10 protein-coding genes and 1 pseudogene are annotated in these 12,858 nt (G+C 44.4%); 9 read left to right on the top strand and 2 right to left on the bottom strand.

Annotated elements, in window-relative coordinates:
* Positions 1-108 precede the first annotated feature (108 nt).
* Genes NG833_RS30835 through NG833_RS12655 form a run of 3 tightly spaced genes read left to right on the top strand, consistent with a single transcriptional unit; the run spans position 109 to position 4,302 of the window.
* Positions 109-1,506, top strand: a complete 1,398-nt coding sequence (locus NG833_RS30835; RefSeq protein ID WP_254565648.1) for a glycosyltransferase — start codon at positions 109-111, stop codon at positions 1,504-1,506.
* Complete coding sequence (locus tag NG833_RS12660) at positions 1,506-2,777, top strand: lipopolysaccharide biosynthesis protein (RefSeq protein ID WP_254565647.1); 1,272 nt, start codon at positions 1,506-1,508, stop codon at positions 2,775-2,777. The genes NG833_RS30835 and NG833_RS12660 overlap by 1 nt, the downstream gene beginning before the upstream one ends.
* A gap of 19 nt (positions 2,778-2,796) precedes the next feature.
* Positions 2,797-4,302 carry a hypothetical protein gene (locus NG833_RS12655; protein WP_254565646.1) on the top strand — a complete coding sequence of 502 codons (1,506 nt, stop codon included), beginning with the start codon at positions 2,797-2,799 and terminating at the stop codon, positions 4,300-4,302.
* Between the two features lie 173 nt (positions 4,303-4,475).
* Here the strand turns inward: NG833_RS12655 and NG833_RS12650 are convergent, their stop codons facing one another.
* On the bottom strand, positions 4,476-4,640 hold the full coding sequence (locus NG833_RS12650) for a hypothetical protein (protein ID WP_254565645.1): 165 nt from the start codon (positions 4,638-4,640) through the stop codon (positions 4,476-4,478).
* A 493-nt stretch (positions 4,641-5,133) separates the two neighbouring features.
* On the opposite strand from NG833_RS12650, the pseudogene NG833_RS12645 reads away from it, so the two are divergent.
* The 6 genes and pseudogenes from NG833_RS12645 to NG833_RS12620 form a co-directional block, all read left to right on the top strand.
* Positions 5,134-5,401: pseudogene (locus tag NG833_RS12645) on the top strand (DUF4277 domain-containing protein); the annotation flags it as partial.
* A gap of 53 nt (positions 5,402-5,454) precedes the next feature.
* Entirely contained in the window at positions 5,455-6,438 is a 984-nt protein-coding gene (locus tag NG833_RS12640; RefSeq protein ID WP_254565644.1) for a glycosyltransferase family A protein, read from the top strand.
* A gap of 92 nt (positions 6,439-6,530) precedes the next feature.
* The gene (locus NG833_RS12635) at positions 6,531-7,790 is read left to right on the top strand and encodes a lipopolysaccharide biosynthesis protein (RefSeq protein WP_254565643.1); all 1,260 of its coding nucleotides are present in this window, start codon (positions 6,531-6,533) and stop codon (positions 7,788-7,790) included.
* Between the two features lie 407 nt (positions 7,791-8,197).
* Entirely contained in the window at positions 8,198-8,362 is a 165-nt protein-coding gene (locus NG833_RS12630; protein ID WP_254565642.1) for a hypothetical protein, read from the top strand.
* Between the two features lie 130 nt (positions 8,363-8,492).
* Positions 8,493-9,437: a glycosyltransferase family A protein gene (locus NG833_RS12625; RefSeq protein ID WP_254565641.1), complete on the top strand. Its 945-nt coding sequence runs from the start codon at positions 8,493-8,495 to the stop codon at positions 9,435-9,437.
* A 58-nt stretch (positions 9,438-9,495) separates the two neighbouring features.
* Complete coding sequence (locus NG833_RS12620; RefSeq protein WP_254565640.1) at positions 9,496-10,428, top strand: glycosyltransferase family A protein; 933 nt, start codon at positions 9,496-9,498, stop codon at positions 10,426-10,428.
* A 33-nt stretch (positions 10,429-10,461) separates the two neighbouring features.
* On the opposite strand, the gene NG833_RS12615 is transcribed toward NG833_RS12620, so the two are convergent.
* On the bottom strand, positions 10,462-12,684 hold the full coding sequence (locus NG833_RS12615; RefSeq protein WP_254565639.1) for an AAA family ATPase: 2,223 nt from the start codon (positions 12,682-12,684) through the stop codon (positions 10,462-10,464).
* Between the last annotated feature and the right edge of the window lie 174 nt (positions 12,685-12,858).

The following is a 12,858-nucleotide window of genomic DNA, read 5'->3' as shown; positions in this document are numbered from 1 at the left end:
ACCGATGGCTAATCAATGATAAATTATCCAATATTCATTAACCTGGGTTAACGGCCTGGGGTCCTCTGTGATTTCTGTTTTACTCAAAAATACACTCAACTAACCATCGTGAATATATCCTCATCACACCCACTAGAATCTCATGTCAAGCCTACGATTGCCTTACTTCCTTATGCGGACTTAATTGATGACTTTTTAGACAGTCTCAATATTTCTTTGGAAACCTTTTGTCAAGAATTTGTCGGGAGTTGGATGTTTGGCTATGTGGATGCTCTGAACCGGGTGGGAGTCCGAACGGTCTTATTTTGTATTTCCACTCAGGTTGAAAAACCCTCTCGGTTTGTTCATCAGCCTACCGGGACTCAAATCTGTGTCTTACCCCCTTGGCCGATTTATAATGTTTATCGCCGGATTCGCTTAAAGTTGCTGCGAGGTTATGGGGTTCAAGAGGGGGAAACGTTTAAAAATTTTCAGGATAGTAATTCCCTGCGGAAGTCCTTCTTGAGCGTCTTGAAAAATCTCGTCAAAAGCGGAGGGAGTTATTTAGCTACGCCTCTGGATTTGCTGGCGCAAGAATTACGGAAGGAGAATTGTCAAGCCATTTTATGTCAAGAGTATGAGTATGCTCGGTTTGATAGTTCGGTGTTGTTAGGAAAGTGGATGGGGTTGCCGACTTATGCCACCTTCCAAGGGAGCGATCGCACGAAGAGTTTGATAGAAGTTCCGGGACGATATCTGGCGTTCCATAGCTGTGCTGGTGTGATTGTTGCCAGCCAAACGGAAGCAGCACGGATTCGTCATCAGTATGGCATTTCTGCATCCAAAATTGCCCGAATTTTTAACCCTTTAGATGTGGTTGCATGGCAAAGGCAAGATCAAGCGGCAGCGCGAAATAGTTTGGGGATTCCGTTGAATGCGGAGGTAGTCGTCTGGCATGGACGAATAGATATACAGGACAAAGGTTTAGATATTTTGTTAGCGGCGTGGCAACAAATCTGTGGCGATCGCCCGGATCGGGATTTACGCCTGCTGATCGTGGGTACGGGTACAGAGGCGGACGTTTTTCAGGAACGGATTGACGAGATGTCACTGCGGGGAATCCTGTGGTTAAACCAGTTTGTCTGCGATCGCACGGTGATTCAACAATACCTGTCTGCCGCCAATATTTATGCCTTTCCTTCCCGTCAAGAAGGCTTTCCTGTGGCTCCCATTGAGGCCATGTCTTGCGGTCTGCCCGTAGTCGCTGCGGATGCGTCAGGGATTGCGGATATTCTGGAAGGAGGGGAAGACTCCGGTGGTATGATTGTGCCTCGGGGAGATGCTGCTGCATTGGCGATCGCCTTGGGACGGTTGTTAGATGATCCTGCATGGAGTCGAGAACTAGGTTCCCGTGCTCGCGATCGGGTAGAACGTTATTTTTCCCCAGAAGTCATTGGCAAACAACTACGGGATGTTCTTTTACCTCACTCTGTTCACCCTCGTGCCGTGGAGGGGATAAAAGCCTGATGAAACTTAAGAAAATTAGAGAGATATTTTCGGGCCAATTTATTCAGAATGTTGGCTGGATGGGCGGTGCAGAATTATTCAATCGCATCTTCCGATTAGCGACCACGGTCACCCTTGCCCGCACCTTTAGTGCTTATGATTACGGACTCACTGCCGTGATTTTTACCGTGGTTGAATTCGCCAATGTATTCACCCTGAGAAAGGGAATCGGGGCGAAAATCATTCAGGCAGAAGAGGGTGAAATCCTGGTGATTAGCAATACCTCTTATTGGCTGAACTGGATGTTATGCTTGGGCATTTTTGTTCTGCAACTCACCTTAGCATTTCCGATTAGCCTATTTTACGGCAGCCCAGAACTGGTTTGGCCGATTTGTGCCTCAGCTTTAATGTACTTGATGATGCCTTTTTACCTGATTCATGCTGCATTAATTCAACGGGAAAATCGCCTTAAAGTCACCGCCTTATGTCAGGTCTTACAATCCCTAGTTGCTAACGCCATCACCGTCATATTAGCCCTGTTAGGAATGGGAGTCTGGGCCGTAGTTTGGCCCATGATTCTAACGACTCCCATCTGGATTATCGTTCTTTGGCGATATCACCCGTGGCGGCCCCCGCAAGCCTTTAGCCTACATCGATGGCAAGAAATTGTTCATTTTGGCGGCAACTTACTCGGGGTCCATTTATTACAGCAGGTCCGGAATAACATCGATTATTTAATTATTGGTCGCGGGTTGGGAATGGATGCCTTGGGCTTATATTATTTTGCCTTTAATGCCGGATTCGGGATTAGTCGCAATGTGATTAGTGCCTTTACCTCCGCCTTGTTTCCCTATTTGTGTCAAGTTCAGCATGATATCCAGCAGCTAAAAGCTAGATATTTCAGCAGCTTGAAAAAAACTTTTTCGATTATCGGACCCTTTATTGCGTTGCAGGCAGGTTTAGCACCCTTCTACGTCCCGTTGGTATTTGGGGAAAAATGGACCGAAGGAATTCCGATCTTAATTTTGATTTGCCTGTCGGTCCTGCCTTTTTCTTTTTCCATCTTTACCAACGACCTCCTCAATACCGTCGGAAAAACCCGAATCACCCTGTACTTGAATCTGATTTATACCTGCATCTTTGGTGTGACGTTATTGATTTGCGTCCGTTGGGGAATCCTGGCGGTAGCGGCAGGTGTTCTTTTGTCTCAGTTGATGGTTTCACCAATCTTTGGAATCTGGGCGATCGCCAAAGTCTTTAAAAAAGATTCCCCATTGGTTGCTCTCAAATAATTATTACCCATATAGAACGATGAAGCGCTCTTATTCTTTTTCACCAAAGTCCCAAAAAATTGTTGGCCCAGAAGTTACTCAAAAGCTGACCCCAATGGCCCTTGAACATACTCGAATTCACAATGAAAATATCGTAGCTATCCTGGACCCCAAAGAATTAATTAATGCTTGGAGATTTGATGGAATGGCTAAGTATATCTATGCTAAATATCGAGAGGTGGGCATAGAGTCTGATTGGGCCTTGAGACTTTACTGTGATAATGTTCGGGCCTTGAATGGCTATCAAGAACCAGATGGATCGGGTAAAGAAGGAAAAACCGCATTTGTTGAAGCGTTTAACCGGGTTTTAGATTCGATTAAAGAGTCCGGGTTTGACACAAGAAATTTTTTAGTGCCTATGGTGAATGATTTTCTGGTGGATGGCGGACATCGCACAGTCGCTTGTATTTTATATGATTGCGATATAGCCGCTTTATTAACCACAGAAATTGACGAAAATAATCCTCCGTTACCAGCGGATTATCGCTACTTTGAAGAACGAGCATTTAATCGGATATTTTCCGATGCAATGGCTTTAGAATATTGTCGATTAAAGCCCAATACTTATTTGGTTATTATAGAACCGTCATTCAGGGGCAAATCTCAAGAAATTGAAGAGATTCTGAAGACCCAAGGCCGCATCTATTATGAAAAAGATGTTTTCTTATGGAAGTCAGGGATGGCTCATCTAAGCTATCATCTTGCTCTCATCAATGGGACCGAAGACAAGAAACCCCCGCGTTTGGGAATTACCCGAGTTTATATGTTTGAATCGGAAACCTTAGAGGAGGCGATCGCAGCGAAACAGAAGATAAATGCGTTAGGGGGTTACAAAAGTGAATCGGTGTACCTAACCCAAACCCATAATCAGACCCTAGAGTTGGCTGAACTGTTGTTGAACGACAACAGTATCAGGTTTTTAAATAGGACTCAATTGAATCCCTCTTCGCCCTTTCACGAGCAATTAACTCAGTATCGCCAAGAGTTAGAAGAAAATAAAATCGATTCGGAGTGGGTTTGTTTGAGCGATCGCGCCGTACTTGCCGCATACGGGATCCGAGATTGCAAGCAGCTAGATGTTCTGCACAAAGGATTTGAGCAGATTACTCAACTGATGATCGCCTCCAGTCACAACTCCCAACTTCCCGCCAATGGACTGCAAAAAGACGACATCATTTTCAATCCGGAACATTATTTCTACTACGCCGGTTTAAAATTTGCTTCCCTAGACACTGTGATTGCCCTCAAGCAAGCACGCAAAACCCCACAAGACCTAGAAGACTTGCAAGCGATTTCGACCTTTTTAAACGCTCAAAAATCGAGCCGGTCTCAGTTAGATTATGCAGTCCAACTCGCCTTCAGCCCTTGGGGTATCTACTGGCTCAAAAAGCAAGGAAATATCTTCTTTAAAAGACTGGGTAGAGCATTACTCAGACGGTCTCAAACCCTGTTGGCTAACCTGAACCCTAACAGTCGGGTCGGGTAAGTACAGTTTTAATTTTCAAGGACAAGAAACCGAGGGTTTGGCCCAAATTGGGTGCAGAGTAAGTAAGCAGAAATCGCGTGAAAACACAGGGTTTCTCATCTCACCCATACTGGATCTTCGGACTAGGTTTAAAGAAGGAAAATGCCAGAGAATCGGTTTCTGGACTGTTAAAACTAGCCTTGAACCTCCGTCCCCCACAGCATCTGTGCCAATCGGTCCCCATAGCTGGGTTTGGCCGATTTCGAGGGACTAAACCAGCGATCGAGCATATTGGCAGTAATCTGTAATTCCTGGTGCGATCGCTCTCCTGCTGGGATTTCTTCTACCCAAAACTCCATCCATTTTCCATGAGGTTACCCATGCTCCCTACCCCAATGGCATCCGCCGATCTCATTTAGTCCTGGTTACGGATGGAGCCGGGCTGACTACCCCCCGAGAATTTCCCTTATAGCCCGGTTTTAGAGTAGTCCATGAGCTATATTCCCCTTTTTTCGGAAGTGCTGGGGGTTCGAGGATCCTCGAACCCACATTCCGCAGGTCAAATAGTAGAGTATGGAATATACTAAAACTATGACAGACATATAGCCAGTCTTTCAGGATTTTGACAATCCACGTCGGAGGCCCCCAACATCAGGCGGCCCAGAGCGTCCGAGGGGACGGGGATGAGGGACTAATACTCCATACGGTATTTAAAGGTCTATAAAAAATTATTGTAGGGGCGCAATGCGCCTCGGGGGCTTCGAGCATCGAAGCCCCTACAAATACAGCTTGACGCGGCTCGTTTTTATAGACTTATCAGTATTGCGAAATTCCATATGATTTAGACTCGCTATAGCATCCTCTATTATAGTAAAGGATATTGACCACTGTGGCATAGTCTCCGGCATCATTGATGAGATCGGGCTCGTCTATCGCGATTAACCGGGAACTATCGCCCCACCCTAGAACCCTCGTGAGTCCGGGAATCATCGTCAAAGCTATGATTATCAAGGGTTTACGCTTGGTGAGCGCCCCTCACTATTTATTGTCCCAATTCTTGGTCGACAAAGCCACCCCACACTTGTTAGGAGAAGGGATAACACCATTCCACCTCAATGATAGGGATTGATCCTCACTCCCTAAAATCAACACAATTACTTTTAAGGTTAAGCCATGCCAAAAGTTTCTATTATTATCCCGGCCTATAATGCAGAAGCCACGATTTTAGAAACTATTGATTCAGTGTTAAAGCAAACGTTTACCGACTTTGAAATTCTAGTCATTAATGATGGATCTCAGGATAAAACCCCAGCTTTAGTTGAAGCGATTTCCGACCCTCGGTTACAGATTATAACCTATCCCAATGGGGGAGTTGGTGTGGCTCGTAATCGTGGAATTGCTTTAGCAAAGGGAGAATTTATTGCATTTTTAGATGCGGATGATTTATGGACAACCGATAAGCTAGAGAAACAATACGATGCCTTGCAGGAGTCTCCAGAAGCAGGGGTTGCTTATAGTTGGACTTGTTTTATGGATGTAGACGGGACCGCAACTCCTCCAACCTTTCATCCTTCCCCGCGATATGAATGGACGGGAAATGTCTATGAGCGCTTATTAGTTCAAGACTTTATTCATAGTGGATCTAATACATTAATCCGAAGAGAGGCTATTGCATCAGCGGGAGAATTCGATAGCACTTGTGCCAGTTGTGAAGATTGGGACTATTGGCTCAGAGTGGCAGCAAATTGGTCGTTTGTTGTGGTTCCTCGTTATCAAATTTTGTACCGACGGATGCCTGGATCTATGTCTTCAAAAGTTGAAGTGATGAAACGAGAAGCCTTAATTGCAATGGAAAAAGCCTATCAAGCGGCTCCGCCAGAATTGCAACCTTTGAAAATTCTAACTCTAACCAATTTTCATAAATATTGTGCTGAACTTTATTTGCAACGTAGTGACGATATTAATGCAGTTCGGGAAGCCGGAAAACACCTGCGATTGGCTATTTTCATGCAGCCGAAAATGATTGGCGATCGGACCACTCAGAAAATAGCAGTCAAGCTGTTAATTAAAATGCTTCTACCTAAATCCATTGCAAATCATCTGCTTCAGTTTATCCGAAAGCCCCTAGGGATGTCGGATCCAAGGTTACTCTCCTAGGGGTGAAATTCAAGGAATTCTCGCCGAAATTGTGCCATATTTGAGACAGCAACCCATTCAGAATATCCGAAAAGTAGGAAATTGATTAGTTTATGTTAATTCAAAAAATAAGAAGTATATTTTCCGGTGAATTTATCCGCAATGTGGGCTGGTTAGGCGGAGCTGAATTATGCAATAGGGTCTTTCGTTTAGCCACCACTGTGACCCTAGCTCGAACCTTTAGTAGGGAAGACTATGGACTGACGGCGATCGTTTATACCGTAGTTGAATTAGCCAATGTCTTTACCCTGCGCCAAGGCATTGGTGCAAAAATTGTTCAAGCCGATCGCGAAGATGTAGAAGTTCTCAGTAATACCTCTTACTGGTTGAACTGGATGTTATGTATTTTCATTTTTGTGGGTCAAGGAGTTGGATCATTAATTATTTCAAATTTTTACCAGAATGACCGATTGATTTTACCAATTACAACCGCAGGTATTATGTATTTGATGATGCCGCTTTATTTAATTAATTCTGCATTAATCCAGCGAAAAAATAAGTTAAAAATTATTGCTTTATGTAATGGAATTCAATCATTACTAGCCAATATAGTCACTGTTATTTTAGCCCTGATGGGATTGGGGGTTTGGGCAATTGTCTGGCCTATGGTTCTCACGACTCCTGTCTGGATTATTATTACGTGGAAATATCAAAGCTGGCGACCGCCTAACTTTTTTACCTTACTCCGGTGGCAAGAAATAACCTCATTTGGAGGGAACCTTTTAGGGGTTGAACTTTTAGGTAAAATCAGGGGAAATATAGATTATTTGATGATTGGGCATTTTCTGGGAATTGAGGCTTTAGGGTTGTATTATTTCGCTTTTAATGCTGGCTTGGGAATTAGTATGAACGTCATTAATGCCTTTAATTCTGCCCTTTTTTCTTATTTTTGTGAGGTCAAAAATAATTTAGAGAAACTCAAAGAGCGGTTTTGGATAAGCCTCAAAAAAACCTACATAATTATTGGACCCTTAATTATTTTACAATCCTGTTTAGCCCCGTTTTATGTTCCGATTATTTTTGGAGAAAAATGGCAACCTGCTATTCCAATTTTAATTCTGATCTGCCTTTCAGCGATGCCTATTTCTTTAGGAGCAAACGCATTTCATCTCCTGAATGCCGTGGGAAAAACTCATATTACTCTCTACTGGAATATAATTTTTACTGTAGCTTTTGCCCTCGTTATTTTAGGTGTAATTCAAGGAGGTATTATCTGGGTTGCTGTTGCCGTATTAGCCTATCAGTTTCTAGCTGTTCCCCTCTTTACCGTTTGGTCTTTTAACTATATTTTCACAAAGAAGCTCAAAGTTTAAACCTTCTATCTCTTATCTATAGCGTTTCTCATATTTATAAGATCAAGGGATGGCGGCCCCAAACATAAGGCGGCCCGCTTTGGGCCGCCTTATGCTTTGAAAAGTACCTCACCAATCCGAGAACTGCTATATATGGATAAAAACCAGCATGAATAAAACCTAGCTCGTCTAAATATTTTCATCAGGGATCTAACACAAGACTGTCCAAAATTTCAATCATTATTCCCCAGCATAATCTCGAAACAACCCTTGCCGCCCCCTTCATATCTGTTCAAAAGCAAAGCTATCTGGATTGGGGGTTTCCTTCGATGGTTGATTAAACGCTGGATTTTAAGCCGATTTTCCCCCGGGACTAAACCCTCATCAACTTTGAGGTAAATCAAGCGCGATATCGAAGCGTTGTTGCTGTGGTATTATTGTATGAGATGATGGCAGGTCCTGCCTTAGAGACAGTTCAGGATAAGTTTATTGAGGCAATCAATATGGAGAATACCTCTAGCAGTCGGGTTTGGCAAGAAGAAAAAATTGATAAATCTCTACTCATCAAAACCCCAGCGCTCACCCTTACATAACGACTGGTTAATAAATATCAGCGGATCAAGAATGAAATCCTGAAACTTATCGAAAATTAGGGATAAAAAATATCAATTTTCCCTTCTCAATCATTGATTTAAACCTCCTTCTCAAACCAAATTTTACTTTATGTCTCCGACTATTTCCATTGTCATCCCGGCTTATAATGCTGCTGCCACCATCTTGCAAACCCTAGATTCAGTGTTTCAGCAAACCTTTAGTGATTTTGAAGTTCTAGTTATTAATGATGGCTCTACGGACCAAACCTTAGACCTATTGCAAACGATTGAAGACAAACGGTTGCAGATTTTTACTTATGAAAATCGAGGCGTTTCGGTGGCGAGAAATCGAGGGATTTCTTATGCTAGAGGAGAATTTATTGCGTTCTTGGATGCCGATGATTTGTGGAGTCCTGATAAACTCGAATTACAATTTGCTGCGCTGCAAGAGCATCCGGAAGCTGGGGTAGCCTATAGCTGGAATTATTATCAGTATGAAACGCCAGCAAAGTCTTACGCTGAAACATCCAACTCATTCCAAGGGAATGTTTATGCAGATTTATTGATTAAAAATTTTATTCAGAATGGTTCTAACCCCTTGGTGAGAAAAGAAGCAGTCGCCTCGGTGGGACTCTTTGACCCCACCTTGAAGTCTTGTCAAGATTGGGACTATTATTTACGATTAGCTCAGAACTGGCCCTTTGTTTTAGTCCCCAAAGTCCAAGTGATTTATCGGCAATCTGCGAATTCAGCGACTTCTAATATAGAAGTTATGGAGTATTATCTTTTGCTGTTAATTAATCGCACATTTGAGTCCGTCCCCCAAGAATTAAAACCCTTGAAAAACCAAAGCCTCTCCTGGGTTTATCAATATATTGCCGAACATTACTTAAAAAGCCAGAAGGCTACCCTTAAGCAGTTATCTGGAGTTGGAATTAAATTGTGTAAAACAATTTATTTACATCCCCCCCACTTATTAGAGGAATACACTCAAAGTTTAATTAGAATGTTTTTAAAACAATTGTTTTTGCGGCTGACTAACCCCAAAAGCCGCCCTCAATTACAAAAAACATGAAACCCAAAAAAATTAAAGACTTTTTTAGTAAATTCAATCTGAAGTAAATTTCAAAATCATGACAAAAATATCTATCATTATCCCGGCTTATAATGCGGAGAAAACCATCATCGAAACTTGGGAATCGATTCAAAATCAAACCTATTATGATTGGGAAGTGATTGCCGTTGATGATGGTTCAACAGACAATACCTTGACCGTTCTCAAGACTATTGATGACCCGCGATTGAAAGTATTTTCCTATCCCAATGCCGGAGTATCTATTGCCCGAAATCGAGGTCTTGCAGAGGCGACGGGAGACTATATCGCATTTTTAGATGCCGATGACTTATGGACTCCAGATAAATTAGAGTTACAATTAGCGGCACTAGAAAGTAACCCCCAGGCCGGGGTTGCTTATAGTTGGGTGATTTTTTTCAATTCAGAACGCAATACGCAGGCTCCAGGTCATCCTCACGATTTCGAGGGCAATGTTTATCCAGCGTTATTGTTAAATAACTTTTTAGCCAATGGCTCAAATCCCTTAGTCTCCCGAAAAGCGGTTGAGTCCGTGGGAGACTTTGACCCGACCTTTCCCCACTGTGCAGATTGGGATTATTATCTCCGCCTTGCCGCTCAATGGCCTTTTGTTTTGGTGCCACAGCATCAAGTTCTGTATCGTCAATCGGTGGGGTCAATGACTTCAAAAATTGAGAGCATTGAACATCAACTGTTAACGATGTTGGAGAAACAGTTTACCACGATTGCTCCCGAGGAATACCAGCGGCTGAAACCTCAAAGTTTAGCCTGGATTTATGAATATTGTACCCAACAATATTTAGAATATGGTAGCAGTCGCCAGGACATTGAGCGCGCAAGGCAGAAACTGGCGCAAGCGATTCGCCTCCATCCCCCGATTATCTTTGACGAATATGGCCGATCGCTCCTGCGAGGGTTGATTAAACGGTGGGTTCTCACTCGATTTTCCCCCCGCATCAAACCCTCCATCTAGGCGGATCATAACCGGCGATCGCTTCTCATCCTGTTAAAACTCCACCGTGGCACAGATGAAGGCGACTGCACTTTCCCATTGCACTGTTTGATGGAGGAGATGGTCCTGGAATGCATCGGCAACTGCCTGAACCTCTGTCATAGAGAGCATCTGTGCCAATCGGTCCCCATAGCTTGGTTTGTCCGATTTTGAAGGAGTAAACCAGCGATCGAGCATGGCGGAAGTAATCTGTAATTCCTGGTGCGATCGCTCAACTTGCACTTCTACCCGAAACCCCACGGATTCTAAATCCCGTTGCAAATCCGCTGCATCCCAATTCACCATCGCATCCCGGGAATCTTGATAAATCGCCTCTTCTGCTGCCATCAGCCGATCGCCTAAATTCCCCTTCAGTCCTTTCCCCCCTAACAACCGATACAAGCGCTGAGTATAACGCGGCAGGGTTTCCCCTAACACTAAGCATCCCGACTCCGACAGCAGGGATGCCAAACTCGCAGCGATCGCCATTTTATCCCCTTGCCGAACCAAAGCATTTCGGCCCAGAATGCGGTCAAATTTGACGCCAGGGGCTTGCTTTTCCAAGGTTTGCCGAATTTCAGATACAGACGATGCCATCACCATTGGCCGCATTAACTCCGGCAGGGAGGCCGATTGTTCTGTTAACGCCCTCACTTCTGACTCTTGACGGGCGATCGCATAAACTCCCCCTTCTGGGACTCGTCGGACTGCCTCCCAAGTGAGTAACCCACTTTGGGCGTTCAAATCCAGAATCAGGTGATGCCGTTGGGGTTGCGCTATTTCAAAGAGGCGATCGCGCACTTCTCCGAGGCGACTGCCGACTTGTCCTAATGTGCGCTGTAACCAGCGCTCGGCCCTGCGATCGCCAGGACCATAAGTGAGAACCTCTGCCGGGGCCACCCCCACTCCTTCCACCATTGCCGCTAACTGCGCTTCCCTCTGTCGCGCCACCTGGGTGGCAATTTCCGCCTCCTTCCCCTGATTAGAGGGTTGATAAAACACCTGTCCCTGCAAACTTTGAGGTAAATATTGTTGTTCTACCCAATGATCTCGATAGGCGTGAGGATACAAATATCCGGCACCATGTCCGAATCCCTTTTTATCCCGATTGGCATCCTTCAAATGGCTGGGAACCTCTGCCTCGCGTTCTTTTTCTACCGTAGCTAAGGCATCAAAAAAGCCCATAATACTGTTAGATTTGGCAGCGGTGGCTAAGTATAACGTAGCTTGGGCTAAATGATATCGTCCTTCAGGCATTCCTACGCGATCGAAACTTTGGGCACAAGCATTCACCATTACCACAGCATTGGGGTCCGCCAGTCCAATATCCTCACTGGCTAAAATCAACATCCGCCGGAAGATAAAGCGCGGATCTTCCCCAGCATAGACCATTTTGGCTAACCAGTATAGGGCCGCATCCGGGTCAGAACCGCGTAAACTTTTGATAAAAGCACTGATGGTATCAAAGTGAGCATCCCCTTCCTTGTCATATAAAACCGCCCGTTTCTGGATGGATTCTTCAGCGACATCCAAGGTGATGTGAATCTTGCCGGTGTCATCTGGAGGGGTTGTTTCTACTGCTAATTCTAAGGCATTCAAGAGCGATCGCGCATCGCCATTGGCAACATCAACCAGATGAGCCGTTGCCTCTGGATCCAGATGGACCTGGAGATGTCCATATCCGCGATCGCCATCGTTTAAGGTTTGCTCACAAATGTGCTGTAAATCCGTGGGAGTTAGGGGAGTGAGTTGGAAAATGCGCGATCGACTGACTAGGGCTTTATTGACTTCAAAATAGGGGTTTTCTGTGGTTGCTCCAATTAAAATCACGGTGCCATTTTCCACCCAAGGTAAGAGTGCATCCTGTTGGGATTTATTAAACCGATGGACTTCATCAACAAATAAAATGGTTCGTTGGGAAGATTCCTGGCGATGCTGTTGAGCAGAGGCGATCGCCTCCCGAATCTCCTTCACCCCAGAAAGCACCGCATTAATGGCAATAAACTGAGCTTGGGTACTATTAGCAATCACCCGCGCTAAAGTAGTTTTTCCCGTCCCTGGAGGACCATAAAAAATCAAAGAAGAGAGTTGATCCGCCTGAATTGCCCGACGCAACAACCGTCCCTCTCCCAAAATATGCGCTTGTCCAATAAATTCCTCTAAGTAACGGGGTCGCATCCGTGCCGCCAACGGTGCATCTTTCTCAATCTGTGGTTGTGTTTTTGTCTTAAATTTCATTATCAAAATTAAACGTAATAAAACCCACAACTAAAGTCGTTCTCTTCAGTTCGTAGTAACGACTTCAGTCGTTCTCTTCAGTTCGTAGTAACGACTTCAGTCGTTCTCTTCAGTTCGTAGTAACGACTTCAGTCGTTCTCTTCAGTTCGTAGTAACGACTTCAGTCGTTCTCTT

The organism is Oscillatoria sp. HE19RPO, assembly GCF_024220515.1.
Lineage (GTDB): Bacteria > Cyanobacteriota > Cyanobacteriia > Cyanobacteriales > Laspinemataceae > Laspinema.
The sequence above is the reverse complement of the archived record's forward strand: the minus strand, read 5'-3'. Positions and strand labels throughout refer to the sequence as shown.

Coding starts and splice junctions, on each gene's coding strand:
- NG833_RS12625 (WP_254565641.1), top strand. CDS start 8,493: ATGTCTCCGACTATTTCCATTGTCATCCCGGCTTATAATGCTGCTGCC.
- NG833_RS12655 (WP_254565646.1), top strand. CDS start 2,797: ATGAAGCGCTCTTATTCTTTTTCACCAAAGTCCCAAAAAATTGTTGGC.
- NG833_RS12615 (WP_254565639.1), bottom strand. CDS start 12,684: ATGAAATTTAAGACAAAAACACAACCACAGATTGAGAAAGATGCACCG.
- NG833_RS12620 (WP_254565640.1), top strand. CDS start 9,496: ATGACAAAAATATCTATCATTATCCCGGCTTATAATGCGGAGAAAACC.
- NG833_RS12635 (WP_254565643.1), top strand. CDS start 6,531: ATGTTAATTCAAAAAATAAGAAGTATATTTTCCGGTGAATTTATCCGC.
- NG833_RS12660 (WP_254565647.1), top strand. CDS start 1,506: ATGAAACTTAAGAAAATTAGAGAGATATTTTCGGGCCAATTTATTCAG.
- NG833_RS12650 (WP_254565645.1), bottom strand. CDS start 4,640: ATGGAGTTTTGGGTAGAAGAAATCCCAGCAGGAGAGCGATCGCACCAG.
- NG833_RS12640 (WP_254565644.1), top strand. CDS start 5,455: ATGCCAAAAGTTTCTATTATTATCCCGGCCTATAATGCAGAAGCCACG.